Raw genomic sequence first — 25703 nt, 5'->3', positions numbered from 1 at the left:
TCACCTCCCGTATTCTCTGTTTTCAAGGTCAACCGGCTGCAGAACGCGCCTGACGACGTTTGCCACTGAGCCCCGCCAATCGGGCATGACGATGCCGTGGCGCCTGTACAATTTCGAGCAGTCCAGTTGTGAATTGGCCGGTCGCCGAGCCGGCGTCGGATAGGCGTTGGTGGGAATGCGGACGACCGTTGCCGAAGGCCCGCCATTCGCCCCCGAAACTCTGAAAATCTCGTCTGCGAAATCCGCCCAGCTCGCCGCGCCCGTTCCCGCCATATGAAAGACGCCGCGCAAGGCAGGATTGTTCGAAGCCAGCAGGTTTTGCCCGACGACCATGATGGCTTGCGCGATATCGATTGCCGACGTCGGGTTGCCGATCTGATCGTCAACGACTTGCACCTCTTCCCTTGTCTCAGCGGCCTTCAGCATCGTGCGCAGGAAGTTCCGGCTGAACGGGCTATAGATCCAGGCGGTGCGAAGGATGGCATGATCTTCGGTTGCTGCGGCGACGTTCCGCTCGCCCACCAATTTGTCGCGGCCATAGACGCCAAGCGGCGCGACCGGATCGGATTCGACATAAGGGGAGGGCTTGCTGCCGTCGAAGACATAGTCTGTGGACAGATGAACGATCGGGACCTGCAGCGTTTTCGCGACCCGCGCCAGTTCCGCCGGGCCTGCAGCGTTGACGGCAAAAGCCGTTGCCCTGTCGATTTCGGCCTGATCGACACCTGTGAAGGCAGCCGCGGAGACGATCAGGTCGGGACGGGCGGCCTCGACCGTCGCCGCGATGGTCTCCGGCATGGCCAGATCGAGTTCAGGGCGGCCGAGCGGAATGATCTCGACCTCGCTTTGCCTGATCGCGTTTTCGATGAGGGATTGGACGACCTGTCCCTTAAGCCCGGTTACCACGTATCGCCTGGGTTCGCGCATCATCCGGCCCCGGCCTTGAGGAGCCCGAGGCGGCTGCCGTCGTACCCTTTTCGAAGCGGCGCCCACCACCATTCGCTGTCCAGATACCAGCGCACCGTCTTCTCGATGCCTGTCTCGAAGCTTTCCTTTGCTCTCCAGCCGAGTTCCGTTTCCAGCTTGGTCGCGTCGATCGCATAACGCACATCATGCCCGGGCCGGTCGGCGACGAACTCGATCAGGTTTTCGTGGGGGCGTCCGATTGCCTGCAGATCGTCGAGGATCGCGCAGATCCGCCTCACGACATCGATGTTGCTGCGCTCGTTCCGGCCTCCGACATTGTAGGTTTCTCCAACCCCGCCTCGCTCGGCGATGAGATCCAGGGCCCGAGCGTGATCCTCCACATAAAGCCAGTCGCGGATGTTGGTCCCGTTTCCATAAACCGGCAGGGGCTTGCCCTCCAGCGCGTTCAGGATCGTCAGCGGAATGAGTTTTTCGGGGAAGTGGTAAGGCCCGTAGTTGTTCGAGCAGTTGGAGACGATGACCGGCATGCCGTAGGTTCGGGCCCATGCCTTGGCGAGGTGGTCCGATGCTGCCTTCGATGCGGAATAGGGCGAGCTCGGATCGTAGGGCGTTGTTTCCGAGAACGCACCCTCCGCTCCGAGGGAGCCGTAGACCTCGTCGGTCGAGACATGCAGGAACCGGAAGCGGCTTCGGTCTTGGGGAAGAAGTGCCTGCCAATATGCTCGTGCGCATTCGAGCATGGTGAAAGAGCCGAGTATGTTGGTTTCAACGAATTGCCGTGCGCCGAGGATGGAGCGGTCGACATGGCTTTCGGCAGCCAGATGCATGACCCGGTCCGGTCTGAACGTCGAGATCGCGGAAGCAATCGCGGCGGCATCGCATATGTCGATCTTGAGAAACCGGTAGGACGGCTTGCCCTCAACCGACGTCAGCGAGCTCAACGTGCCGGCATAGGTCAGTTTGTCGATGTTGAGGACCTCGTATCCTTTTTCGAGCACGAGGTGGCGGATGACCGCCGATCCGATGAAACCTGCCCCACCCGTTACAAGCACGCGCATGCTTTCGACTACCCCCAAAAATTCCCGTCACAGGCTCCGACTGCGTCTGCCGAATTCGTCGTTGACGGCATAAATAAAGTTGGATTGAAGCTCGGAGAGCCTAGGCTGCCCCCGATCCTTCTCCGACAGGATTGCCTTGTCTGCGGCGACGGGCCATTCGATCCCAAGCTCCGGATCGTTCCAAAGCAGGCCGCGTTCGTGTTCGGCGCTGTAATAGTCAGTCACCTTGTAGGTAATGACCGTATCCGCCGTCAGCGTGCAAAACCCATGGGCGAAACCCGGCGGCAGCCAAAGCTGGAGGGCATTTTCCGCCGACAGTTCCACCGCGACGAACTTTCCGTAGGTCGGCGACCCGATACGGATGTCAACCGCCACATCCAGGAGCGCGCCGCTCGAACACGACACGAGTTTACCCTGTGAATGAGGATGGATCTGAAAGTGCAGACCACGAACAGTTCCCGCCTTTGCCGAGTAAGACCGGTTGTCCTGAACAAACGTGAAAGAACCGACTTCCGATTCAAAAAGGCTCTTCCGAAACATTTCCATGAAATAGCCTCGAGGATCGCCGAATTTCTTCGATGCTAAAAGAAGTACATCTTCAATGATCGTACTCTCGAAGCGCACAAATCCCTCACGATCCTGAAATTCCGGCTGTTAAGTTATAAAGCCATACTGATATTCTGAGCGCAATTCGGATGCGGCTCATCAGATGGGCGATGGGATAGTCAATTAGCGGTAGGCCGAGGGCTACGCCCCGTTCTCCTGGTTACCCAGAGGATTGCGGTTCTCATCAGAACAACGAGGTGCGCAGCCAGTTCTGACTTGGCCGGGTGTAACGGAACGGTCGGGGAAATGGATACAGCCGCAAATCATCACGCGGCGTAAACGAGATCGGAGACGTGTTATCTGGTTGCGGTAAACGCGTGGCTCGCGGAGTTGCGATCTACCGGTTCTGGCACCGATGAATGATAGAACGGACCCACAATTAATTGGCTGGGGCGCCTGGATTCGAACCAGGGATGACGGTACCAAAAACCGTTGCCTTACCGCTTGGCGACGCCCCACCATGATGGCGGCGATGGTGCCGCTCAGGGAATGCGAGTTGCTCTAGCAAAGCTTCATTCGCCGAGCAATCACAGAGCGGTAGTTTTTTGTTAAATCTCATACTTTCATTCGGCTTCGGAAATTTACTCCGGGGCGTGGGCCGCCGCTGCGCGCCTCCGAGCGCCGGTTCACCTTTCGCAAAGCCTGCGCTCCCCGCGAAAAGGTTGATAAGTGCAGTCGGAGGCTCGGAAAGATCGGTAGCTGCGGGAGCAGGCGGTGATGTTGCAGGAGGGCGCGGTCCCCGGCTCGCCTGTCGCCAGCCCCTTGTCCAGATCGAAATCGGGAGCGGGCTCGGCCATCGCGGCGCGGATGAAGTCCCGCCAGATCCGAGCCGGTAGCGAGCCGCCCGTCACGCCTTTCATCGGCGTGTCGTCGTCATTCCCGACCCAGACGCCGACGACCAGCGGCTCGGTGAAACCGACAAACCAGGCATCGCGATTGTTCTGGCTGGTGCCTGTCTTGCCGGCGGCGAAGGTGCCGGGACCCGCGTCGCGGCCGGTGCCGCGTTCGACGACGAGCTGCAGCAGGCCAAGGAGGTCGGACTGGTAGGGCGACAGATCGATCGAAGGCGCGGTCTTTTCGCCCACCCTGAAGGCCTGCGATTGGCCCGCCGCCTGGAAATCGATAATCCCCCAAGGTTCGACCGGTGCTTTCCCGAGGCGAACCGATGCATAGGCGCTGGTGAGATCGAGCAGATTGGTCTCCGAAGTTCCGAGCGCGAGGGATGGCGTCTGCGCGAGCGGTGTGTCGATGCCGAGTTCCTTGGCAGCCGCGATGACGTTGTCGAGCCCGACTTCCTGCGCGAGGGCGGCGGTTGCGGCATTCAACGAACGGGCGAAAGCTTCCGCCAATGTGACCCAACCCCGGTAACCGCCGCCGGAATTTTCGGGCGACCAGCCGTCTATCTCGATCGGGGCGTCGAGGACGCGGTCGGAAAGGGTCAGTCCCTTTTTCAAGGCCGCGTAATAGACGAACAGCTTGAAGGTGGAGCCCGGTTGCCGCATCGCCGTAACGGCGCGGTTGAACTGGCTCGTCTTGTAGTCGTGCCCGCCGACCATCGCGACGACCGCGCCTTCGGGTGTCATCGCCACCAGCGCCGCCTGGCTTGCGCCGAGCGTCTTTCCGTCCTCGTCCAGAGCCTGTGCAACAACCCTTTCGGCAATGCGCTGCAGGCGGGGCACGAGCGTCGTGCGGACCGTCGTCGATCCCGGCGAGGTGCCGGCGATCTCGCTTGCCTGCGGCGATATCCAATCGGCGAACCAGCTTCCCGAGCGGGGCGTCGGTGTGGTCGGGCGAAGTTTGCCGAACTTCGCCTTGGCGGCCGCGGCTTCGTCGGGCGTCAGCTTGCCATTGGCGACCATTGCGGTGAGCACCGTTGCGGTTCGCTGGCGGGCGCCTTCGAAATTGGCGATGGGGTTCAGCTGGCTCGGCGCCTTCAGGAGACCGGCGAGCATGGCAGACTCCGAGACGTCGAGGTCTCCGATGTCCTTGTTGAAGTAGATCCGTGCGGCGGCCGGCATTCCGGTAGCACCGGAGCCGAGGTAAGCTGCGTTCAGATACCGGGTCAGGATTTCCTGCTTGCCGAGCTTCCATTCGAGCCAGAACGCAATGACCACCTCCTGGATCTTCCGCTTCAGCGTTCGGTCGCTTTCCAGATACTGCACCTTGATCAGTTGCTGGGTGATCGTGCTTCCGCCCTGGGCGACCGAGCCTGCCTGGAAATTCCGGACCAGCGCACGGCCGATACCCTTCGGATCGATACCGTAGTGGCTCATGAACCGCCTGTCCTCGATCGACAGGACGGCCTCGATGAGAGACGGCGGAAACTGGTCGTAAGCGGCATACGGTCCCTGATAGGGACCCTGCCGGACAAGCGGGGCGCCATCCGCCGTTTCCAGAACGATGACCGGCTTCAGCGTGCCGGCGGCAATCTCCCGCCATGGCACGTCCTTCAATGCCCATGTCAGAACGCCCGCCAGGACAAGGACGCAGGCGAATGACGCGAGTGCGACAACGGTTATCCAGGACCACCGCCTGAAGGGCCGGTCCTGCGGTGAAGAGCGCTGCCGATGCCGCCAGGCCTTTATCTGGAAAAGAACTTTACTGCGGAAGGCCGAAAAGCGCTCCGCCGCTCCGGATGGCGGATTGGGTTCTCGCTCTTTCGGCCTTGCGTATTTCTCCCGAAGAGCGGCAGCGGCGTTGCTTATCCAGAGGGAGCCTGATTGCCACGACGTTCCGAGATCATGGCGGAGCGCGGCCAGCAATTCACGGATGGCCCGTCCGCTTTGCCCGAAAGCCGGAGCGGAATTGTCGGCCGCTTTCAGCTCGTCTGGCGGTTTGCCCGAATGCGCGCGTTCGTCGGGACGGTCGCCCGTTTCCGGCGCGCCTTCCGGTACCGCCTCTCTGTCAGTCACGCGCGCAGGCTCGCTGGGGGCATGTTCATCCGGGTTCTTGGAGCTGTCCTCAGGGCGGGTCATTCACTGCGTGGCTGTTGGATTTTGAAAAGGGAACTAGTGCATCATAGCGCAAAAGGAAGATGCTGTAGCGCCTGTCGGTGGTCACAAGCAGTGACGTTCTACTCCCAATGAGGTAAGTCAGGTCAAATAGATAGGCGGCGGAAGCCGTGCCACACTCCGATCTGCAAGGTTTTGCCTGCAGGCGGAGGAAATGTATGAAAAAACGGGTGAAAAGCGATCCGAACTGGCCGGAGCCGGTGGTCGTAGCGGTCGGGCGGCGGTCTCCGGAGATTATTCGAACGCCCGCAGAGGCCTTGATCTATCTCACCAACAGATGGCCCGCGGCGCGCAACGAACGCTACAGAGCGGCGACCGAGGTCTGTTCCGCCGCGCTGCGCAGGCAGATCGACGCAGCGGCTGCACGTGAGACGTTTCTATCTGCCGCACTCGAGGCGGGAATGCTCCAATAAGTCTGCAAGGGCGTGACCGGGCATGAAATCCGGTGCGCCCACGTCGCACGGTTATCCGTTCGGGATCGAGTTCCGCATCGTGGCTTTCCGCGAGACTTCGCGCCGGAGCAGCATGCCGAAGAGGTCGCGCGGCTCGTCGGGATCTGCCAGGAGGTCGAGATTTTCGTAAAGCCCGGTGCCGGCGAGCTTGTCGCGGATATAACGAAGCGCCGAAAAATCCTCGGTCGCAAAACCGACGCTGTCGAACAACGTCACCTGAGCGCTGCCCGTCCTGCCTGTCGTTAGACCGGAAATCACCTGCCAGAGTTCGGTGACAGGATAGTCCGCCGGCGTTTGCTGGATTTCGCCTTCGACACGGGTCTGTGGCGGATATTCGACGAAGATGTCCGAGCGCAGCAGGATATCCTTGTGAAGCTCGGTCTTGCCGGGGCAGTCGCCTCCGACGGCATTGATGTGGACACCCGGCCCGACCATGTTGTCGGTGAGGATAGTGGCGTTCTGCTTGTCTGCCGTCGCGGTGGTGATCACATGGGCGCCCTCGACGGCCTCCTGGGAGGACTGGCATCGGATGATCTCGAAGCCCATCCCGGAAAGATTTTTGGCGCATCGTTCGGTGGCATGCGGGTCGATATCGTAGAGCCGCAGTTTCTTGATGCCGACCAGTGCCTTGAAGGCGATCGCCTGGAACTCGCTCTGCGCGCCATTGCCGATGATCGCCATGCAACCGGCACCTTCCGGCGCCAGATATTTGGCTGCCACGGCAGAGGTCGCCGCGGTGCGCAGTGCCGTCAGGATGGTCATCTCGGAAATGAGGAGCGGATAGCCGCTGTCGACATCGGAGAGCACCCCGAAGGCCGTCACGGTCTGGCGGCCTGTGCGGGTGTTCTTGGGGTGACCGTTGACGTATTTGAAGCCATAGAGCGTGCCGTCGCTGGTCGGCATCAGTTCGATCACGCCTTCCTGCGAGTGGGAGGCGATACGCGGCACCTTGTCGAACGCCTCCCAACGGCGGAAATCCGCCTCGATATAGGCCGAAAGCTCCGTGAGGAAATTTTCCACGCCGACGTTCAGGACGAGATCCATCATGTTCTCGACGCTGATGAACGGCACGATGTTCAGGTTTGGCAAAGCTGGCATTGTTGGCTCCTTGGGGGAGATCATATCCTTTTCAGGCAACGCACGCCATGCATGCCATAGCAGCTCCCTTCATTCACCCCTTGTCGTTCATCGCTTCACGGAGCGCATCGTTGATGCGATCCTGCCAGCCGGGGCCATCCTCCTGAAAATAGGCGAGCACGTCGCTGTCGAGCTTCAGGGACACAAGTTCCTTGACGTTCGGCGGCGCGCGCCGCTCGACCGCGGGAGCCGGAGTGGTCTTCTTGGCCGGCGCAAACAGAGCCTCTGCGGCCTCGAGCGGATTGACGGGCCGGCGCGGGGGACGTGTCATGATCATCTCCGTAGAAAGGGAAGGGGTCCGCCGCAGTTGTTTCTGCCTGCAGACGCGGCTCCCGTCTCGAACTATCAGCAAGCGCGGCGAAATAGCAATCGCCGAGCAGGGGGCTACCCGACCAGTGCTGGATTCCGATGCCGGTCGAGACCTTGACGATCGAACCGGGCGACGTCTATTTCGCTCCGAAATCTCATTTCCCGCCATTCGAAGACAACGGGGGAGGACACGCTTCATATCCTGATCCTCTTCTATCATCGTTCAAAACCAGTACAGGCTTGTCATGATCCAGGACTTCTCTTCCATCATCCAGCGTTTCGGTGTCGGCAGCCGTGGAAGTTCGGCTGTCGTGCATCAGGGCACCGGCTATTTCGCGGTGACGCCCCAGTCGCCCTATGACGGGGATCTGAGCGTTGCCGAACAGACCCGGCAATTGTTGGCCAAGGCAGAAGCGCGGCTTGCCGAAATCGGCAGCGCCAAGCAGGGTCTGATCTTCTGCGCCATCATGCTCGCCGACATGGACGGTTATGCCGAAATGAACGAGGTCTGGGACGCCTGGGTTTCGGGCATGGCTCCGCCCGCCCGGGCCTGTTTCGAGGCGCGGCTTGCCAATCCCGCCCTCAAGGTCGAGATGATCATGGTGTGCGCTGCGGCATCGGCCGAGGCTTAGTCTCAGGATCGATGCGCATTACGCATGGGTGACCTGAGGTATTGTTGCTTTTCCAGGCAGTTTCGAGCGCCTATATCATCGTCATCGAACGACGCCGGAGCCAAGAACGGATGCTGACGTCAGACAGTCTCAGGAAAGGGACCCGATCATGAACGTAGCACGCTCTTTCAACAACTGGCGCAAGTATCGCCAGACCGTCTCCGAACTCGGCCGCATGACCAGCCGCGAACTGCAGGACCTCGGCATCGACCGCGCCGACATCCGCAACGTCGCCCGCGCAGCCAGCGCTCGCTGACCGCAATATCTCTGCCGGAATTTGCATGACGCCCGCCATTGTCGCGGGCGTTTTTGCGTCGAGCACCTGCTCTGGTCCGGACCTCCTTCGAGCTCCGTGTTCCGGTATGCGTTTTTCGTATAGCTGCACTGCAACATAATGGGTATCAATCGAGCCGGGCGGGTGTATAGTCATACTTATCGAAGCGATGCACCTCCTCCCGCAGAGCTTCGTGTTATCAGACGGCCCACTCCTCCTCCCAGGGACGTCTGTAGGAATGGCGGCACTCCTCCTCCCAGCCGCTGTTCGGTTCTTTTCGGAAAGCCTGCCGCACCTCCTCCCGCGGCAGGCTTTTTCGTTTTGGGGCTGAGGGTTTTCCAAAATTCAAATTGCGCGTCTTTGGCCGTGTCCGCCCGATGTGGTAACGGGCGATCTTTATCCGCGCCTGAAAGTCGGGTGGGGCAGGGAGGCGATTCTCCGCCTGGGAAAGCGGCGGCGCCTGCCGGAAACGTCCTTCGAGTTGCCGGGAGCCGCCTGCGGATCCTTATGGCGAGACCGAATCCCCTGTAGCGGCCCAGAATCGCAGCCGTCACTGAACCGCCAGAAGAGGTGGTTCGTATGCTGCGCGCGGTCGTTCTGGCGCGCCTTTTTTCTCCTCGCGCCCGGCATTTTCTTCATCGCGAAGCCAACGTCCGGCGGGGCGAGCTTGATAGAGAGGAAGATCGTAACGATCGGTTAAAATCAGGCTCTCTGCGAGGCTCCCGTTTACCGTTTGTTAACCATGTCAGCGCTAGAAATCAGTCAACGATTTCTTTACGCAGATGACCAAAATGCTAACAGACGCTCGCTCTATCCGCATCAAGGGCCGCTCTTTTCTGGCGGTTGTCCTTGCCCCTGATCTTCCCTTCGACGACTGGCTCATCCGGCTGGATGACCTTGCGGCACGTTCCGCGGGTTTCTTTCTGGGCCGGCCTGTCGTGCTCGACGTGACCGATCTGCCGATCGACCGCGCCCAGCTGAAGGATCTCATCACTGAGCTGGCCGGACGCAACGTCAATATCATGGGCATCGAGGGCGGCCGCCCTTCGATCCTCGGTCCCGGCATGCCTCCGGCGCTTAAAGGTGGCCGGCCGGTCTCCGACGAGGCCGTCGCCAAGGAGCCGATCATCGAGCTGCGCAACGGCGAGCCGAAGCCGGTCGCGCCGGAGGTTCGGTCCGCATTGCAGTCGATCGTCATCCGTGAGCCGGTCCGCTCCGGCCAGTCGGTCATCTTTCCGGAAGGCGACGTGACGATCATCGGCTCGGTCGCTTCAGGCGCCGAAATCATCGCCGGCGGATCGGTGCATATCTACGGGACGCTGCGTGGCCGGGCCATGGCAGGATCGCTTGGAAACGCCTCGGCGCGCATCTTCTGCCGCAAGCTCGAAGCCGAGCTGGTGGCAATCGACGGCATCTACAAGATGGCGGAAGACATGGCCCCGGGCCTTCGCGGACAGCCAGTCCAGCTTTGGCTCGAAGGGGATTCGATCATTGCAGAGAAACTTATTTGAGCCGAAGCCGGCCAGCAAACAGGAGAGCAAGATGGGGAAAGTCATCGTAGTCACTTCAGGCAAGGGCGGGGTTGGCAAGACGACCTCGACTGCCGCATTGGGAGCGGCTCTGGCGCAGCGAAACGAACGGGTTGTCGTCGTCGATTTTGACGTCGGGCTGCGCAACCTCGACCTGGTGATGGGCGCCGAGCGCCGGGTCGTTTACGACCTGATCAACGTCATTCAGGGCGAAGCCAAGCTTTCGCAGGCACTGATCCGTGACAAGCGGCTGGAGACGCTGTTCCTGCTGCCGGCCTCGCAGACGCGCGACAAGGACAACCTGACACCCGAGGGTGTGGAGCGGGTCATTACCGAGCTGAAGCGGGTCTTCGACTGGGTCATCTGCGACAGCCCGGCCGGGATCGAAAGCGGCGCCACGCTCGCCATGCGCCACGCCGACATGGCGGTGGTGGTCACCAATCCGGAAGTCTCGTCGGTTCGCGACTCGGACCGCATCATCGGCTTGCTCGACTCGAAGACGATGAAGGCTGAGCGCGGCGAGCGCATGGAAAAGCACCTGCTGCTGACGCGCTACGACGCCAACCGCGCGGAGCGGGGCGACATGCTGAAGGTCGAGGACGTGCTAGAGATCCTCTCCATCCCGCTCATCGGCATCATCCCGGAAAGCATGGATGTCCTGCGCGCATCGAACATCGGCGCGCCGGTCACCCTGGCGGACGCACGCAGCGCACCGGCCATGGCCTATTTCGATGCCGCACGCCGGCTTGCAGGAGAAGTTCTGCCGATCACGATCCCCGGGGAAAAGCGGGGGATATTCGGCAAGATCTTCGCACGGAGGGCCGCATGACTATATTCAACCTTTTCCGCAAACAGCGCTCCGCACCCACGGCCCGCGAACGCCTGCAGGTGCTTCTCGCCCACGAACGCTCGTCGAACGGCTCGGACCTCGTATCCTTGCTTCGCGAGGAGATTCTTGCGGTAATTGCCAAACACGTGCAGGTCGACAGCGACAAGGTGCAGGTCAAGATGGATCGCGACGAGAACGTCACGATCCTCGAGATCGACGTCGAGATCCCGTTGGGTGCCGTCAGCCAGGCTGCCTGAGCCGGCAGACTCAGCAGGGTCATGAGTTTCGAAACGCGGACAATCCGGTTGTCCGCGTTTCGTGTTTCGCGCCTGCTTGCGCGAACGAAGGCAGCGTGCCTGGCACGTCGCTTGCTTCGTAAAACGGTTGCCCCTGCAAAAGGAAACGGCCGTGTACGCGAACATAAATCCCTCCATCGACGTCAGGTTGCTGCGCACCACCTATCTGCTGCTGAGGGAGCGCAATGTCTCCAAAGTCGCGGTGCTGCTCGGACACAGCCAGCCGGCGGTCAGCGCTTGCCTCAAGAAGGCACGGGAAATCTTCTCCGATCCGCTTCTGGTGCGCAGCGGCCAGAAACTGGTGCTCACCGAGCGCGGCGAAGAGGTGATGACCTCGATCGCGGCAATGCTCGAAGGCCTGCTGGACACGCTAAACCGCAGCAGCCAGTTCGATCCCGGCATGGTCCACAGCCGGATGCGGATCGCCGCGGTCAATTGTTTCGGCACCTTCCTCATCCCGCCGATCGCCACCAGCATCCGGCGTGAAGCGCCCGGCATATCGGTCGATTTTTTTGCGCCCTCCGAACAGAGCGATCTCATCGAGGATCTGGGGTCCGGCCGGGTGGACATGGTGATCGGCAACTGGCCGGCGCCGCAGCAGAGCCTGAAGTCGAGCACACTCCTGCATTGCGAGATTGCCTGTGTGGTCCAGAAGTCGAACCCCCTGGCGAAGCGCGGCCGCCTTCTTCTCGACGACTATCTCGATGCTGACCACGTCTCGCCGACGCCGGGCTCGAATGCGGTCTACAGCCCGATCGATGGGCGGCTGGCGCAGCTCGGGATGCGGCGTCGCATTGCCATGTCGGTTCCCGAATACGCGCTGATCCCGGCAATCCTTGCCGAAACCGACCTGATCTTCACGACGGCGCGACCCTATGCCGAATATATCGTCGCGAATGCTCCGGCCAACCACCTGCAACTCGTCGGGGCACCGCGGGAATTCGACCAGATGAACCTCTACCTTCTATGGCACGAACGGGCCCATAACAGCGGCGCCAACCGGTGGCTGCGCAATGTCATCCGCACTGTCGCGCGGCGCTTCGACCAGACGCTTCATCCGGTTCCGTCCGAAATGCCGCTGCGGGCGGTGTCCTGAGACCAATCGAGTATAAGCAAACGGATATACCCGCTATCGACGGTCGTGGCATTCACCCGCGGACAAAATTTGCCCATGTTGAAGGCAGGATTTACATCTGCCAAAGAATTGAGCAGGTAGATTTAGCGCCGGGAATTTCGAATGCTGATGCACACCCTTCTCGTGGATGGCGCCAATCGCGATCCCGACCACGCCTGTTTCCACTGGGTCGATCGCGACAGGAGCCTGACCTATGCCGGGGCCGTCGAAGCGATGGAGCGCGCGGCGGGCGCATTGCATAGTCTCGGGGTCAGGCCCGGCGACCGGGTGACGATCTTTGCCCACAATGGCATGGACTATCTGACGACGATGCTGGGCTGCTGGCGGCTCGGGGCGATTTCAGCTCTCGTAAACGTCAAATTCGTCGACGAACTTGCCTATTATTTCGGCGATCACCAGCCGACTGCGGTCGTTTATACCCATGACAAACATGAACAGGTGAGCGCTGCAGCCGCCGGCGTGCCGACGATCCGGGCATTGATCTGCATGGACGGGCCGCAACCGGGCGCTCACTCTCTGCCGGAGTTGATGGCGGCTGCCCTGCCGGTGCCTGCCGATCCGGGCAACGAAGATGCGATTGCCCATCTTTCCTATACGTCCGGGACCACCGGCAAGCCGAAGGGCGCCTGCCTCAAGCATGAGCCGACGGTGAGGGCGACCCGCTGCATCGCCGAGCGGCTGCAGATCACGGCGGACGACGTTTCGTTCGGCCCGAGCGCCCTGTCGAGCTCCTATCAGCTGGTCGGAAATCTTTTGCCGCAGCTGTCGCGCGGCGCGGCGATCAACGTGATGGGCCGCTGGACGCAGGAGACCGGTTTCGATGCACTCGAAGCTCGCGGGGCGACCATGCTGATCGCCAATCCTCCGATCCTGACCGATCTCCTCAACGAGGCCGCGATCCGCGGCCATGCACCGGCGAAGCTGCGCATGAGCATGTCGGGCGGCGGGCCGGTTCCGCCGGTGCTCAAGGCCGGCTGGCTGGAAAAGCTGAAGCTGCCGCTGGTCGAAAGCTATGGCCAGTCGGAGCTCGGCGGTTTCGTGGCACTCGGTTTCCCGAAACTCGACAGCGCCGACATCGAGACCCGTCGTGCTGGCATGCCGCTGCCGGACAAGGAAGTCCGCATCCTCAATTCCGACGGTTCCGAACTTCCCTGTGGTTCGGTCGGCGAGATCGCGCTTCGCGGCGGTTTCATGTGGGGTTACTGGGGCAAGCCCGAAAAGACTGCCGAGACGCTGCGCGACGGCTGGCTGTGGACCGGCGATATCGGCACGATCGACCGGCACGGCTTTGTCACCATGATGGGACGTCGCTCGGAGCTTCTCGAGGTCGGCGGCGAGACCTGGTATCCGCGCGATGTGGAAGAGGCGCTGTCGACGGTGGCCGGCATCGAGCAGGCGGCGGTGATCGGCGTCCCGGATCCGACCATGAAGACGCGGCCGGTCGCCTTCGTGCAGGCCGCCGCGCCCGTCGATGGCGAGGCCGCCAAGGCGCAGATCGCAGCGACGCTTCCCTACGATCTTTCCGTCATGACGGTGATCTCGCTTGCAGAGCTGCCCATGACCCCCACCGGCAAGATCGCCAAGGCGGAGCTGGCGGCACGCGCCGCGGCGGCCTGAGCGACAATCGAGGACATAACCATGAAACTGAAATCGCATTGGTGGTGGGACCACACGGCAAGGGACTTCTCCGAGTTCGAGATGGAGAAGTTCGTCGCAATCCTGCCGATCGCCGCAGTCGAACAGCACGGGCCACACCTTCCGGTCCGCGTCGATGCCGCGATCAATGCCGGCGTCGTCGCCCGCACGGTCGAACTGATGGAAGACGACCTGCCGGTTCTGGTGCTGCCGATGATGCCTGTCGGCAAGTCGGTCGAGCATACTGCCTATCCGGGGACGCTGACCTTCAACTACGACACGCTTGCCAAGATGTGGTTCGAGCTCGGAGAGAGCGTCAATCGCGCCGGCTGCCGCAAGATCATCTTCGTCAATTCGCATGGCGGCCAGCCGCAGGTGATGGACATCGTCTGCCGCGAGCTGCGCATCAAGCTCGACATGTTCGCCGTCAGCGCCTGGGCGAGTGCCGGCGCCGATTTCTCCGACCTGTTCAGTGCCCATGAGATGAAGCACGGCATTCACGGCGGCGAAGCGGAGACCAGCGTGATGCTGCATCTGCATCGCGAGCTGATCGACATGCAGTATGCCGAGGACTTCGTGCCGGTCTCCGTCGAGCTCGAAGCGGCTGGCGGGTTGCTGATGCCGGAAGGCCGGATCGGTTACGGTTGGCAGACCCAGGACGTGCAGCCCTCCGGCGCCTGCGGCAATGCGGCTGCCGGCGATGCCGAACGCGGCCGGCTCTATGTCGAGCGCAGCGCCGCCAACCTCCTGAAGCTGATCAAGGAAGTGCTGGATTTCCCGCTCGACCGGATCACCTCCAAAACCATGTACAAGGGCTGATGACTTGACGACTCGACGCGCACCATATGGCGTTGCCGGCCCCGAAAGGGGCGAGCTTCTGCTGGATGACGGCGTCGTGCTGGTGTCGGATATCTATCGTCCTCAGGGGGAGGGCAGGTTCCCGGTGCTGCTGATGCGCCAGCCCTACGGGCGTGCCATCGCCTCGACTTTGGTGCTCGCGCACCCTTCCTGGTACGCCGCGCATGGCTATATCGCGGTCATTCAGGATGTGCGCGGCTGCGGCGATTCCGGCGGTGTCTTCGAGGCCTTCGTCAGCGAGATCGCGGATGGCGCGCGCACTCTGGAATGGGCGGCCGTATTGCCTGGAAGCAACGGCAAGCTCGGCCTCTACGGCTTCAGTTACCAGGCGGTGACACAGTATTTCGCCATTGCCGGAAAGGGGAGTGTGCGCCCGGATGCGATTGCGCCTGCGATGGGCTCCTGGATGCCACGCGACGACTGGGCCTATGAGGGCAATGCCTTCCGGCTCGGGCTTAATGTCGGCTGGGCGGCGCAGATGGCCCGGCTGACCGCGGCGCGGCGGGAGGATGCCGCAACCTTTTCTGCCCTCGACGGCGCGGCGGATGATGCGGCCCTTCGCGACCTGCTCGTCTCCCGGTCCAACATATCGCATCTCGCCAAATGGGTGGCGGACGAGAGCGACTATTGGGACGCGGTTTCGCCCGGCGTACTGCTGGCCGACGATCCGCTGGACATACCGGTTCTTCATACAGGGGGCTGGACCGATTTCCTGCTTCAGGGAACCTGGGCCGCCGATGCAGCCTTTCGGCGGAAACATCCGGAGAGTTCACATCTGGTGATCGGCCCTTGGGCGCATGCGCCGTGGAACCGGTCATGCGGTGCCACCGACATGGGGCAGGAGGCGGAATTCTCGGTCGATCGCGCCCAACTGGCCTTCTTCGATTTCTATCTCAAGGGGCTTGGCGAACGACCGCAGCCGGTGAGGCTCTTCGACATGGGGCGGCGCCGTTGGGGCGATTTCGCAGATCGTCCCGTCAGCTCCGAAGCCGAATTTTTCCTCTCATCCTCAGGCCTTGGCGCGGCCATGGTCAGCGATGGCAGGCTGTCGAGGGGGAGCGGTGCTGAGGCCCGCGATACATTCGTCCACGATCCCACGCGCCCGACAGCGCTTGTCGGCGGTCATCTCGGGACGCCGGCCGGTTTTGCCGACCGCAGCGGCCACGACAACCGCGCCGACGTTGCCGTCTACACAAGCGCGCCCTTCGACGCGGCGAGGTCCTATATTGGGGAAGCCTTTGCCGAGATCGAGGTCGAGACGCAGTCCGAAGGTTTTGATCTCTGCGCGACGCTGTCGCTCGTCGCCCCGTCTGGAGAGGCGAAGGTGCTCAGTACCGCTTATGCCCGCCTCAACGGCGGCCGGCGGATTTTGGCGCGCATCAGCCTTCGCCCGATCTGTGTCACCGTCCTGCAAGGTTTCGCCTTGCGGCTTTCGCTGCAGGGCGCCGGCGTGCCGGTCTTCGAAGTTCATCCAGGCAACGGGCCGTTCGCGTCCGTGCCCGAAATGGCGCGGCGACCGATCACCATTTCCATCTGCCATGGCGGGACGACCCGTTCCCGCCTGATCATGCCCGAGGCTCTCGACCATGTCGCATAAGCACTACCTGACGCTCGACAACATCACGGCCACCTACGGCGATTCCGTCGCCGTCAGCGGCCTCACGATCGAGGTCGCCAAGGGCGAGCTTCTGTCGCTGCTCGGGCCGTCCGGCTGCGGCAAGACGACGACGCTCCGGATGATCGCCGGCTTCGTGCAGCCGTCGGAAGGCCGCGTCATCCTCAACGGCGAGGACATCAGCAAGCGGCCCGTCCATACCCGCAACATCGGCGTCGTCTTCCAGTCCTATGCGCTGTTCCCGCACCTGACGGCGCTCGACAATGTCGGTTTTGGGTTGCGCATGCGCCATGTCGGCAAGGCGGAATGCCGCGCCCGTGCCGCCGCCGCACTCGATACGGTCGGTCTCGGCGCCTATTACGACCGGTATCCTGGCCAGCTTTCCGGCGGCCAGCAGCAGCGCGTGGCGCTTGCCCGCGCGCTGGTGATCGAGCCGGACGTGCTGCTCCTCGACGAGCCACTTTCCAATCTCGACGCCCATCTTCGTGCCGACATGCGCACCGAAATCCGCACGTTGCAGCAGCGGCTCGGCATCACCACGGTGTTCGTCACCCACGACCAGCAGGAAGCGCTCGCCATGTCGGATCGCGTCGCGGTGATGAACAAGGGGTTGCTCGCCGAGATCGGCACGCCGGTCGGGCTCTGCGACCGGCCGCATTCGCCGTTCACCGCCTCCTTCCTCGGCGCCCGCACGGTGATCGAGGGGAGGACCGAGAACGGCCTGTTCGTTGCGCCGGGGCTCACCTGCGAGGGGGCGCCTTCCGGCGCCACCCGCCTCGTTCTGCGTGCGTCGCGGCTCAGGCTCTCGGACGGGCCAGGGCCGCTCAATGTCTCCGGCACGCTCGTCAATGCAGCCTTCCTCGGCGACACCTACGAAGCCGATATCCAATCCGCATGCGGCACGATCCGCCTGATCGTGCCTTCGGATATGCCGCCTCCGCCCCTCGGGACGCCGTGCAGCATCCAGACCCAGCCGGGTGGCGCCACATTCATCTGACCGAAAAAGGGGAACCAAGACATGAACGTCTCGCGTCGTACATTCAACAAGCTCATCGCCGGTGCCGGTCTCGCCGCACCGTTCCACATTATCCGTCCTGCCTCCGCGCAGGAGCCCAAGAAGGGCGACGAACTCGTCGTCGGCATCTGGGGCGGCGCGCAGGAAAAGATCGTCAGGGAACATGTCGAGAAGCCGCTCGTCGAGAAATACGGCTGCAAGATCAGCTATGTTCTCGGCGGTACCGGCGACCGCCGTGCCCGCGCCTATGCCGAGCGCGGCCGCCCGAGCTTCGACGTCCTCTACCTCAATATCTTCGAAAGCCGCCAGGCCGTGAAGGACGGCGTGACCCAGGCGCCGACGCCGGCCGTCAAGAACTTCGAGGCGCTCTATCCGAGTGCGCGAAAGGGCGGTTACGGCGTCGCTTTCAACCCCTGCACGATCGTCTATGACAAAACCAAGGCGTCGAAGCCGATCACCTCGTGGAAGGACATGTGGAACCCGGAATGGAAGGGCCGTATCGCCTGGCCGGATGGTCTGGGTGCCGAAGGCATTTCCGCGCTGATGATGGCCGCCCGCGTCTGGGGTGGAGACGAGAAGAACGCCGACATCGCCTTCGAAAAGGTCAAGGAGCTGAAGCCGTTCGCAGCGATCCAGGGCAGCCAGGCCCAGCTCTTCGAAATGTTCGACCAGAAGCTCGCCGATCTTTCGGTCGAGTTCGGCAGCTTCACGCAGTCCTATGTCGAAACGCGCAATCCCAATATAGCGATCGCCAAGCCGGTCGAGGGGCAGGCGCTTTCGATGAACGTCGCCTGCATCACCGAAGGCACCAAGAACCAGAAGCTCGCCGAGGAATGGATCAACCTGCACCTCTCCGAACCCTGCATGCTCGCCTACGCGCGCCAGATCTACTATTCGCCGACTGTCAGCAACATCACGGTCCCAGACGACATCAAGTCGAAGCTTGTGCTCGGCGATGCTGATGTCGCCAAGCTTGTTGATTTCGATTGGGACGTGATCAATGCCAGCCGCGCCAAGTGGCAGGCGAAATACGATCGGGAGATCGCGGGATGAACCGTTGGATCGGGCCGGCGCTTGCAGCGCCGGTCACCCTTTGGCTGCTTCTGTCCTTCGCGGCGCCGATGTTCGTGGTACTCGTGCTCTCCCTGCACGAGTATCCCGATCCTTTCGGCCCGCTGTTCATAACGCCGTCGATCGCGCAGTTCCGGGATATCGTCTCGGACGGCTTCTATTTCGGCGTCGTCTCCGAAACCATCCTGCTCGGCCTCGGCGTGACCGTGATCACCGCGCTTCTCGGTTACCCGCTCGCCCACTTTCTGGCACGGATGCCGGTGAAATACCGCGCAGCCGCGTTCGCCGTCATCCTCATTCCGCTGCTGACCAATGTCGTGGTGCGTTCGCTCGGCATCATTCTGCTGCTGGCACCGGAAGGGCTGATCAATTCGGTCACCGGGCTGATCGGCATCCCGCCGGCCCGGTACATGCTGTTCACGCACGGCGCGGTCGCGGTCGCGCTGGCGCAGGTCTTCCTGCCCTTCATGGTGCTGGCGCTCTACGACAATCTGCAGAACACCTCGCCGCGCGTGCATGAAGCGGCCCAGAGCCTCGGCGCCTCTCCTGCGGTCCGGTTCCTCACCGTCGACCTGCCGCTTTCGCTGCCCGGCCTGCGCTCCGGCACTGTGATCGTTTTCCTGATGGCGACCACGGCTTACGTTTCCGCCTCCCTGCTTGGCGGCAAAAAGGTCTGGACCACCGGCATGCTGGTGCTGCAGGAGGCGATCAAGAACCTCAATGCGCCGCTTGCCGCGGCACTTGCGATCATCATGACCGTCACCGGTCTCGCGTTTGCGGCGCTCTGCGCCTACTCGCTCAACCGCCTGATGCCGTGGCTGAAGGGCAAGCCCAGCAATCCCTGGAGCATTCCCCGCTGGCTGGTGCCGATCATCAACATCCTCGGGCCGATCGTTTCAAAACTGCTGCTCGCCATCTCGCTGCTGCTCCTGCTGCTGCCGCTGGTGCTGGTCTGCATCCAGAGTTTCAACGACGTGCCGCAGGCGACCGCTTCCGGCTTCCGCGGTTTCACCCTCAAATGGTACGAGGCGGTGTTTTTTGCCGGAACCTATGCGGATGCCTTCTGGGTGTCGGTGCGGCTTGCCGTCACCTCGATGCTGGTGGCGCTTTCGCTTTCGCTGCCGGCGGCCTTCGCGCTCGCCCGTTATCCGTTCAAGGGTCGCTCCGCGCTCCTGGCTTTCTGGCTGCTGCCGATGTCGCTGCCCCACGTGGCGATCGGGGTCGGAATGCTGCGGCTCTTGCAGATCTACCTGATCATTCCGCCCTTCCTCGGCCTCGTGGCGATCCATGTGATCGTCATCCTGCCGTTTGCGATCACGCTTCTGACCACCTCGGTCATGGGGCTCGACCGGGCGCAGGAGGAGGCGGCGGCGAGCCTCGGGGCAAGCCCGGTGCGGCGGTTTTTCCTGATCATCATGCCGGGTCTGGCGCCGGGACTGTTTGCGGCCGGTATCGTCGGCTTCCTGCTGAGCTTCGGCGAGGTGACGGTGACGAGCTTTCTCACCACCGCCCGCCTGACGACTCTGCCGGTCCGCATCTACGCGGAATCGACCTTCAGCCTGGAGCCGACCGCGCATGCCATCTCGGCCGTCCTGATCCTCTTCACGGTCATCGCGCTGGCTTTGCTGGGCAGGGTGGTCCGCCTCGACCGTCTCTACGCGCGGTAAACTGGAGAGGATTGCGGGCGGGTAGGCCGGTCCGCTTGACAGGCATACTGAAAACCGACAGTTATCGTCTTATTCCGAGGGGGGCATCTTGACGATGCTGAGATGGCGGTGAGCCGGACCCTTGAACCTGATCCGGGTCATGCCGGCGTAGGAACGGAAATAAGCGTCATTCGACGATACTTTCTCTTCTCCGCTTCACCTGGATCTCCGTGATTGACTGATCTGGAGATCGACCGATGACATCCATTCTTCCCGTGGTTCCGCGAGGATATCCGGTCCCGGCGTGCAGGTTCGGCGCGTAGCATCATGCGCGCGTCCCATGCGGTCATCGGCCTCGTCCTGCTTGTCGCCCTCTGGCAAGCGGGCGTCTGGCTGTTTGCTCCGCCCCGTTACATTCTGCCGTCTCCGATTGCCGTTGCTTCCGCCTTCGGGCGGCAGCCGGGTTTCCTGCTGCAGAACGGCCTCGTGACGCTGACGGAAATCGTGTTCGGTTTGGCGATCGGCGCAGGCCTCGGCATCGCCACGGCCTTCGGCGTCGCCGCGTTGCCGCGGCTTGGTCGTCTCGTCTGGCCGATGGTGCTGATCCTGCAGGCCTTTCCCGTCTTCGTGCTGGCGCCGATCCTGGTTCTCTGGCTGGGTTTCGGGCTGGCCTCGAAAGTGGCGATGACGACGATCATCATCTTCTTTCCGGTCGCGTCGGCCTTTGCCGATGGTCTTCGTCGCACCGACCAGGAAATCCTCGACGCCGTCTCGCTGGAGGGCGCGAACCACTGGCAGACGCTGGTGTCGATGCGCGTGCCGCTGGCGATCCCGAGCCTCGTCTCCGGTCTTCGGGTCGCTGCCCCGCTTGCGCCGCTTGGTGCGGTCGTCGGGGAATGGGTCGGCGCGTCCGGCGGGCTCGGCTTCGTGATGATCCAGGCCAATGCCCGCATGCAGACCGACACGGTGTTCGCGGCGATGACCATATTGGCAATCCTTACCCTCATTCTACGGCTTCTTATCGACCGGCTGACCGCCGGGCTCGCCCCGTGGGCCAGCGAAGCCGACCCTTCATCTTCATCCGCATCAGGGAGTTCCGTCCGATCATGATCCGTATCCTCACCGCGTCCTTCATTGCGCTGGCCAGTCTGGCTGCGCCCGTTTCTGCGCAGGCCGCCGACAAGCTCAGCGTGCTGCTCGAATGGTTCGTCAATCCGGACCACGCGCCGATGGCCATCGCCAAGCAGCGCGGGCTGTTTGCCGATGCCAATCTCGACGTCGAGCTCATCCCGCCGTCAGACGCCTCCGCGGTGCCGCGGCTGGTTTCGGCCGGCCAGGCGGATATCGGCATCCACTACCAGCCCAATCTCTATCTCGACCATGAGGCAGGGCTGCCGCTGGTGCGGTTCGGCACGCTGGTCGAGACGCCCTTGAACACCGTCACGGTGCTGGCGGACGGTCCGATCAAGAGCCTCAAGGACCTGAAGGGCAAGAAGGTCGGCTTTTCCGTCACCGGTTTCGAGGATGCGATGCTGAAGCGCATGCTGGCCTCCGAAGGGCTTTCGAACGGCGATGTGGAACTGATCAACGTCAATTTTTCGCTGTCACCGTCGCTGATCGGCGGCAAGGTGGATGCGACGCTCGGCGGTTTCCGCAATTTCGAGCTGACCCAGATGAAGATCGAGGGCCATCCGGGTCGCGCCTTCTTCCCGGAAGAGCACGGCGTTCCGGCCTATGACGAGCTGATCTTCGTCACCCGCCGCGATTCTGCCGCCGATAACCGGCTGCCGCGTTTCCTGCATGCCGTCGAGCAGGCTTCGATCTACATCACCAACCATCCGCAGGAGGCTTGGCAGCTTTTCGTCAAGGCCTATCCCAACCTCGATGACGAACTGAACCGCACCGCGTTCTTCGACACGCTGCCGCGCTTTGCCAAGCGTCCGGCCGCACTCGACCAAGGCCGCTATCAGCGCTTCGCCGCCTTCATGCAGGAAATGGGACTGATCAAGACCGTGCCGCCGATCGGGGATCTCGCGGTCGAAATCAAGTAAGCCAAGCTGCTGATATTGTTTGATTTGAACGCCGGGGTTCGCGTAACGTGATTTTCATGCCAGACAGGCTTTTCACGTTACGCACTTCGGAGTTTGCTTGACCATCGGACTTGCCCATGCGGAACTGATCGCGGTTCTGTCCGCCGTGACCGGCGACGAGCCGCGCGTGATGACGGTTCGCTCCGGCGATGCGCTGCCATCCGGGCCTTTCGAGCTTGGGCACAGGAGCCTGCAGGCCGGGCTTCGCGAATGGGTGGGGGACCAGACCGGCCATCCGCTCGGTTATCTCGAACAGCTCTATACCTTCGCCGACCGCGACCGGACCCATGAGGATGCCGAGGGGCGGACGATCTCGATCAGCTATCTCGGCCTGGTCCGCGAGCAGGCCGCACCCGGTGCCGGAAAACCCGGTTGGCACGGCTGGTACGAATATTTCCCCTGGGAAGACCATCGCGGGGGCAGGCCGGAGATACAGGCGGCCATCACCGACCGCCTGCAGGATTGGGTCGCTTCGGAAACGGCGCGCCGCGAACACCGCCGGCGCCGTGTCGATTTTGCCTTCGGCCTCGACGGCGCCGCATGGAACGAGGATCTCGGCCTGCAGCGTTACGAACTGATGTATGAGGCAGGGCTGGTGACCGAGGCCGGTTGTCCGCCGACCAAAAGTTTCGGGCGTTCGATGTTTGCCGACCACCGCCGCATCCTGGCGACCGGGATCGCGCGGCTGCGCGCCAAGATCAAATACCGCCCGGTGGTCTTCGAATTGATGCCTGAAAGTTTTACGCTGTCGCAATTGCAGCGCACCGTCGAGGCACTGGCTGGCTTGACGCTGCACAAGCCGAATTTCCGCCGGCTGATCGACCAGCAGGAGCTGATCGAGGAAACCGGCGAGGCGACCAGCGAAACCGGCGGGAGGCCGGCCAAGCTTTTCCGCTACCGTCATGCGGTCCTCGAAGAGCGTGCGCTTTCCGGTTCGAAACTTCCGCTTTCACGTAATTGACATAAACTCGAATCGAGAATATGTCTCTGCGCCGGATATACTCACTTCGAGTATAAAAGGAGCTGCTGATGAATTCTCCGCTTTCGGTTTCCCAGCTTTACGATCGTGTTAGCCGTGTCATCCCCAAGGCCGAGTGGATGAGCTACGAGGCGGATGTCGCAGCGATCCTTGAGTTGAAGCGCACCCGCAACGCCGTCATCCTCGCTCACAACTATCAGACGCCGGAAATCTTCCATGGCGTCGCGGATATCGTCGGTGACAGCCTGGCGCTCGCCCGCAAGGCGATCGACGTGGATGCGGATGTCATCGTGCTCGCCGGCGTGCATTTCATGGCAGAGACGGCAAAGCTGCTGAACCCCGGAAAGACCGTGCTGATCCCTGACATGGAGGCGGGCTGTTCGCTGGCGGATTCGATCACGCCCGCGGACATCGCGCTGCTGCGGCAGGCGCATCCCGGCGTGCCGATCATCACCTATGTGAACACTTCGGCGGCGGTGAAGGCGGCATCTGATATCTGCTGCACCTCCGGCAATGCCAAGCAGGTGGTGGAATCGCTCGGCGTTCCGAAAGTACTGATGATCCCGGACGAATACCTGGCGCAGAACGTGGCGCGGGAAACGGATGTCGAGATCATCGCCTGGCATGGCCATTGCGAAGTGCACGAGCTGTTCAACGCGCAGGATGTCCGCGATCTGCGCGAGGCGCATCCGGGCGTGGTGGTTCTGGCGCATCCGGAATGCCCGCCGGAAGTGGTGGCCGAGGCCGACTTTGCCGGTTCTACCGCCGTCATGTCCGATTATGTCGGCCAGAAGAAGCCGGCCCGCGTCGTGCTTCTGACGGAGTGCTCGATGAGCGACAACGTTGCCGTGCATCACCCGGATGTGGAGTTCGTGCGGCCCTGCAATCTCTGCCCGCACATGAAGCGCATCACGCTCGCAAACATCCGCAAGGCGCTGGAGGAAAACCGGCACGAGGTGACCGTCGATCCGTCGATCGCGGTTGCCGCCCGCCGCGCAGTCGAGAGGATGCTCGCCATATGACCGAAATCCTCGACCATCTCGCCGGCCGCGTCGCGATCGTCGGCAGCGGCCTGGCGGGGCTGGTGACGGCGTTGACCTTGGCGCCGCAGCCCGTCGTGCTGATCACCCGCGCCGCCTTGGGTGCGGAAACGTCGAGCGCCTGGGCGCAGGGCGGCATAGCTGCCAGCCTCGGGCCCGACGACAGCGCGGACCTGCATCTGGCCGATACGCTCGCAGCCGGCGACGGACTTTGTGATCCGACTGTGGCGGCTTCCATCCTGAGGCAAGCCCCGAACGCCATTGCCATCCTCGAAAAATTCGGCGTCCGCTTCGACCGGGCGGCCGATGGTTCGCTTTCGCTCGGCCTGGAGGCAGCCCATTCGCGCCGCCGTATCGTGCATGTGGCGGGCGACGGCTCGGGTGCGGCGATCGTCCGGGCTTTGGTCGAAGCCGTTTCCAGGACACCGTCGATCACGGTGCTCGATGGTGTCGAGGCTCGTCGGCTTTTGACGGATGGCGGCGCAGTGTCCGGCCTGCTCTGCGCGGCGGGGTCGGGCGCAGTAGTTGTTCCGACCTCGCGGGTGGTTCTGGCGACCGGCGGTCTCGGTGGACTTTATGACGCGACCACCAATCCGACCGGCAATTTCGGCCAGGGTGTGATGCTTGCGGCACGGGCGGGCGCGCTGCTTGCGGATATGGAATTCGTGCAGTTCCACCCGACGGCGCTCGATTCGCAGCGGCGACCGCTGGCGCTGGTGAGCGAGGCGGTGCGTGGCGAGGGCGCGGTGCTGGTCAACGAAAGGGGCGAGCGTTTTCTCGCCCGCGAACCCGGTGCCGAACTGGCGCCGCGGGATATCGTGGCCCGTGCGATCAGCGCCGAGATCGCCCGCGGCGGGCGCGTCTTTCTCGATGCCCGGCCGGCGCTTGGAAGCCGGTTCTCCGGGCGGTTTCCGGCGATCGACGCGCTCTGCCGGGAGGCGAGCGTCGATCCCAATTCCGACCTCATTCCGGTTCGTCCCGCCGTTCATTACCACATGGGCGGGGTGTCGACGGACGCGAATGGCCGCAGCTCGTTGTCCGGTCTCTGGGTGGTGGGCGAGGCGGCTTCGACCGGTCTCCACGGCGCCAACCGGCTCGCCAGCAACTCGCTTCTGGAAGCGGCCGTGATGGGCATGCGGGCAGCGCGGGACCTCTCGGCGATCTCTGCCGGAACGGTTTATCAGATCACCGATGCCGAATTGCCGGTGCCGGCGGATATTTCTCCCGTACGGCCGATCGTATCGCGGCATCTCGGCGTCCTCAGAAATGCCGGCGCTATCCATGGTGCGATCGCCGGTCTGTTGCCGCTTGTCGAGAGCGAAGGACCAGCCGCCGATCCGGCGATCGTCGCGCTGCTGATCGCCGTCTTCGCATCGCTGCGAAAGGAATCCCGCGGGGCGCATGCGCGCACCGATTTCCCGTTGAAGCTTGGCTATGCGGAGCGGCGGCAGATGCGTCTTGCCGATGCGCTGGAAATTGCCCGCGCGACCGCTTCCCATCCCCTTGCCCGGAGTGCCTGA

At 62.7% G+C, this 25703-nt stretch carries 24 protein-coding genes, 1 tRNA gene and 1 riboswitch; of the genes, 18 read left to right on the top strand and 7 right to left on the bottom strand.

The features are described from left to right. From rfbD to C5J22_RS12535, 5 genes are all read right to left on the bottom strand, one after another. Positions 1 to 930 (bottom strand): dTDP-4-dehydrorhamnose reductase, encoded by a 930-nt coding sequence (rfbD, locus tag C5J22_RS12555; RefSeq protein ID WP_105438468.1) that lies wholly within the window; start codon positions 928 to 930, stop codon positions 1 to 3. Then, positions 927 to 1985: a dTDP-glucose 4,6-dehydratase gene (rfbB, locus tag C5J22_RS12550; RefSeq protein WP_105438467.1), complete on the bottom strand. Its 1059-nt coding sequence runs from the start codon at positions 1983 to 1985 to the stop codon at positions 927 to 929. Before rfbB ends, rfbD begins: the two co-directional genes overlap by 4 nt. Positions 1986 to 2012: 27 nt before the next feature. Further along, positions 2013 to 2609, bottom strand: coding sequence for a dTDP-4-dehydrorhamnose 3,5-epimerase (gene rfbC, locus C5J22_RS12545; RefSeq protein WP_105438466.1), 597 nt, complete (start codon positions 2607 to 2609; stop codon positions 2013 to 2015). A 366-nt stretch (positions 2610 to 2975) separates the two neighbouring features. Continuing rightward, positions 2976 to 3049: transfer RNA gene (locus C5J22_RS12540), tRNA-Gln, on the bottom strand. Between the two features lie 168 nt (positions 3050 to 3217). Further along, the gene (locus C5J22_RS12535) at positions 3218 to 5503 is read right to left on the bottom strand and encodes a PBP1A family penicillin-binding protein (protein ID WP_371412606.1); all 2286 of its coding nucleotides are present in this window, start codon (positions 5501 to 5503) and stop codon (positions 3218 to 3220) included. 257 nt (positions 5504 to 5760) lie between these two features. Here C5J22_RS12535 and C5J22_RS12530 point away from each other — a divergent pair, with 257 nt between their 5' ends. Further along, positions 5761 to 6015: a DUF982 domain-containing protein gene (locus C5J22_RS12530; RefSeq protein ID WP_105438465.1), complete on the top strand. Its 255-nt coding sequence runs from the start codon at positions 5761 to 5763 to the stop codon at positions 6013 to 6015. 51 nt (positions 6016 to 6066) lie between these two features. On the opposite strand, the gene C5J22_RS12525 is transcribed toward C5J22_RS12530, so the two are convergent. Together C5J22_RS12525 and C5J22_RS12520 are read right to left on the bottom strand one after the other, a co-directional pair. After that, positions 6067 to 7152 (bottom strand): ornithine cyclodeaminase, encoded by a 1086-nt coding sequence (locus tag C5J22_RS12525; protein ID WP_105438534.1) that lies wholly within the window; start codon positions 7150 to 7152, stop codon positions 6067 to 6069. 73 nt (positions 7153 to 7225) lie between these two features. Next, the gene (locus C5J22_RS12520; RefSeq protein ID WP_105400587.1) at positions 7226 to 7462 is read right to left on the bottom strand and encodes a BrnA antitoxin family protein; all 237 of its coding nucleotides are present in this window, start codon (positions 7460 to 7462) and stop codon (positions 7226 to 7228) included. Between the two features lie 283 nt (positions 7463 to 7745). Here C5J22_RS12520 and C5J22_RS12515 point away from each other — a divergent pair, with 283 nt between their 5' ends. From C5J22_RS12515 to C5J22_RS12435, 17 genes are all read left to right on the top strand, one after another. After that, positions 7746 to 8132 carry a RidA family protein gene (locus C5J22_RS12515; RefSeq protein WP_105438464.1) on the top strand — a complete coding sequence of 129 codons (387 nt, stop codon included), beginning with the start codon at positions 7746 to 7748 and terminating at the stop codon, positions 8130 to 8132. A 148-nt stretch (positions 8133 to 8280) separates the two neighbouring features. Then, entirely contained in the window at positions 8281 to 8427 is a 147-nt protein-coding gene (locus tag C5J22_RS12510) for a DUF1127 domain-containing protein (protein WP_080951260.1), read from the top strand. An 800-nt stretch (positions 8428 to 9227) separates the two neighbouring features. Then, positions 9228 to 9956: a septum site-determining protein MinC gene (gene minC, locus C5J22_RS12505; RefSeq protein ID WP_105438463.1), complete on the top strand. Its 729-nt coding sequence runs from the start codon at positions 9228 to 9230 to the stop codon at positions 9954 to 9956. A 31-nt stretch (positions 9957 to 9987) separates the two neighbouring features. Beyond that, on the top strand, positions 9988 to 10803 hold the full coding sequence (gene minD, locus C5J22_RS12500; RefSeq protein ID WP_038543948.1) for a septum site-determining protein MinD: 816 nt from the start codon (positions 9988 to 9990) through the stop codon (positions 10801 to 10803). Beyond that, complete coding sequence (gene minE / locus C5J22_RS12495) at positions 10800 to 11060, top strand: cell division topological specificity factor MinE (RefSeq protein WP_007759331.1); 261 nt, start codon at positions 10800 to 10802, stop codon at positions 11058 to 11060. Before minD ends, minE begins: the two co-directional genes overlap by 4 nt. A gap of 151 nt (positions 11061 to 11211) precedes the next feature. Beyond that, a complete protein-coding gene (locus tag C5J22_RS12490; protein WP_172746604.1) occupies positions 11212 to 12195 on the top strand; it encodes a LysR family transcriptional regulator in 984 nt (327 codons plus the stop codon). Positions 12196 to 12336: 141 nt separating this feature from the next. Then, positions 12337 to 13851, top strand: coding sequence for a class I adenylate-forming enzyme family protein (locus C5J22_RS12485; RefSeq protein WP_105438461.1), 1515 nt, complete (start codon positions 12337 to 12339; stop codon positions 13849 to 13851). A gap of 21 nt (positions 13852 to 13872) precedes the next feature. Beyond that, on the top strand, positions 13873 to 14688 hold the full coding sequence (locus C5J22_RS12480; protein ID WP_046626075.1) for a creatininase family protein: 816 nt from the start codon (positions 13873 to 13875) through the stop codon (positions 14686 to 14688). Between the two features lie 4 nt (positions 14689 to 14692). Next, complete coding sequence (locus C5J22_RS12475) at positions 14693 to 16324, top strand: CocE/NonD family hydrolase (RefSeq protein ID WP_105438460.1); 1632 nt, start codon at positions 14693 to 14695, stop codon at positions 16322 to 16324. Next, positions 16314 to 17339 carry an ABC transporter ATP-binding protein gene (locus C5J22_RS12470; RefSeq protein WP_105438459.1) on the top strand — a complete coding sequence of 342 codons (1026 nt, stop codon included), beginning with the start codon at positions 16314 to 16316 and terminating at the stop codon, positions 17337 to 17339. The genes C5J22_RS12475 and C5J22_RS12470 overlap by 11 nt, the downstream gene beginning before the upstream one ends. A 21-nt stretch (positions 17340 to 17360) precedes the next feature. Further along, positions 17361 to 18410 carry a PotD/PotF family extracellular solute-binding protein gene (locus C5J22_RS12465; RefSeq protein ID WP_046603953.1) on the top strand — a complete coding sequence of 350 codons (1050 nt, stop codon included), beginning with the start codon at positions 17361 to 17363 and terminating at the stop codon, positions 18408 to 18410. After that, positions 18407 to 20095: an ABC transporter permease subunit gene (locus C5J22_RS12460; protein ID WP_105438458.1), complete on the top strand. Its 1689-nt coding sequence runs from the start codon at positions 18407 to 18409 to the stop codon at positions 20093 to 20095. Before C5J22_RS12465 ends, C5J22_RS12460 begins: the two co-directional genes overlap by 4 nt. A gap of 67 nt (positions 20096 to 20162) precedes the next feature. Next, positions 20163 to 20266: riboswitch (TPP riboswitch) on the top strand. Positions 20267 to 20401: 135 nt separating this feature from the next. Further along, on the top strand, positions 20402 to 21184 hold the full coding sequence (locus C5J22_RS12455) for an ABC transporter permease (protein WP_105438457.1): 783 nt from the start codon (positions 20402 to 20404) through the stop codon (positions 21182 to 21184). Then, positions 21181 to 22125, top strand: a complete 945-nt coding sequence (locus C5J22_RS12450; RefSeq protein ID WP_105438456.1) for an ABC transporter substrate-binding protein — start codon at positions 21181 to 21183, stop codon at positions 22123 to 22125. Before C5J22_RS12455 ends, C5J22_RS12450 begins: the two co-directional genes overlap by 4 nt. Positions 22126 to 22222: 97 nt before the next feature. Continuing rightward, positions 22223 to 23125 (top strand): hypothetical protein, encoded by a 903-nt coding sequence (locus C5J22_RS12445; RefSeq protein WP_105438455.1) that lies wholly within the window; start codon positions 22223 to 22225, stop codon positions 23123 to 23125. A 68-nt stretch (positions 23126 to 23193) separates the two neighbouring features. After that, complete coding sequence (gene nadA, locus C5J22_RS12440; protein ID WP_105438454.1) at positions 23194 to 24165, top strand: quinolinate synthase NadA; 972 nt, start codon at positions 23194 to 23196, stop codon at positions 24163 to 24165. Beyond that, positions 24162 to 25703 (top strand): L-aspartate oxidase, encoded by a 1542-nt coding sequence (locus tag C5J22_RS12435; RefSeq protein ID WP_105438453.1) that lies wholly within the window; start codon positions 24162 to 24164, stop codon positions 25701 to 25703. Before nadA ends, C5J22_RS12435 begins: the two co-directional genes overlap by 4 nt.

Origin of the sequence: Neorhizobium sp. T25_13 (assembly GCF_002968675.1) — a bacterium.
Lineage (GTDB): Bacteria > Pseudomonadota > Alphaproteobacteria > Rhizobiales > Rhizobiaceae > Neorhizobium > Neorhizobium tomejilense.
The sequence above is the reverse complement of the archived record's forward strand: the minus strand, read 5'-3'. Positions and strand labels throughout refer to the sequence as shown.

Excerpts from the sequence above, each read along its gene's own strand:
- rfbD (WP_105438468.1), bottom strand. The coding sequence starts at position 930 with ATGATGCGCGAACCCAGGCGATACGTGGTAACCGGGCTTAAGGGACAG.
- rfbB (WP_105438467.1), bottom strand. The coding sequence starts at position 1,985 with ATGCGCGTGCTTGTAACGGGTGGGGCAGGTTTCATCGGATCGGCGGTC.
- C5J22_RS12530 (WP_105438465.1), top strand. The coding sequence starts at position 5,761 with ATGAAAAAACGGGTGAAAAGCGATCCGAACTGGCCGGAGCCGGTGGTC.
- C5J22_RS12525 (WP_105438534.1), bottom strand. The coding sequence starts at position 7,152 with ATGCCAGCTTTGCCAAACCTGAACATCGTGCCGTTCATCAGCGTCGAG.
- C5J22_RS12520 (WP_105400587.1), bottom strand. The coding sequence starts at position 7,462 with ATGACACGTCCCCCGCGCCGGCCCGTCAATCCGCTCGAGGCCGCAGAG.
- C5J22_RS12515 (WP_105438464.1), top strand. The coding sequence starts at position 7,746 with ATGATCCAGGACTTCTCTTCCATCATCCAGCGTTTCGGTGTCGGCAGC.
- C5J22_RS12510 (WP_080951260.1), top strand. The coding sequence starts at position 8,281 with ATGAACGTAGCACGCTCTTTCAACAACTGGCGCAAGTATCGCCAGACC.
- minC (WP_105438463.1), top strand. The coding sequence starts at position 9,228 with ATGACCAAAATGCTAACAGACGCTCGCTCTATCCGCATCAAGGGCCGC.
- minD (WP_038543948.1), top strand. The coding sequence starts at position 9,988 with ATGGGGAAAGTCATCGTAGTCACTTCAGGCAAGGGCGGGGTTGGCAAG.
- minE (WP_007759331.1), top strand. The coding sequence starts at position 10,800 with ATGACTATATTCAACCTTTTCCGCAAACAGCGCTCCGCACCCACGGCC.
- C5J22_RS12485 (WP_105438461.1), top strand. The coding sequence starts at position 12,337 with ATGCTGATGCACACCCTTCTCGTGGATGGCGCCAATCGCGATCCCGAC.
- C5J22_RS12480 (WP_046626075.1), top strand. The coding sequence starts at position 13,873 with ATGAAACTGAAATCGCATTGGTGGTGGGACCACACGGCAAGGGACTTC.
- C5J22_RS12470 (WP_105438459.1), top strand. The coding sequence starts at position 16,314 with ATGTCGCATAAGCACTACCTGACGCTCGACAACATCACGGCCACCTAC.
- C5J22_RS12465 (WP_046603953.1), top strand. The coding sequence starts at position 17,361 with ATGAACGTCTCGCGTCGTACATTCAACAAGCTCATCGCCGGTGCCGGT.
- C5J22_RS12460 (WP_105438458.1), top strand. The coding sequence starts at position 18,407 with ATGAACCGTTGGATCGGGCCGGCGCTTGCAGCGCCGGTCACCCTTTGG.
- C5J22_RS12455 (WP_105438457.1), top strand. The coding sequence starts at position 20,402 with ATGCGCGCGTCCCATGCGGTCATCGGCCTCGTCCTGCTTGTCGCCCTC.
- C5J22_RS12450 (WP_105438456.1), top strand. The coding sequence starts at position 21,181 with ATGATCCGTATCCTCACCGCGTCCTTCATTGCGCTGGCCAGTCTGGCT.
- nadA (WP_105438454.1), top strand. The coding sequence starts at position 23,194 with ATGAATTCTCCGCTTTCGGTTTCCCAGCTTTACGATCGTGTTAGCCGT.
- C5J22_RS12435 (WP_105438453.1), top strand. The coding sequence starts at position 24,162 with ATGACCGAAATCCTCGACCATCTCGCCGGCCGCGTCGCGATCGTCGGC.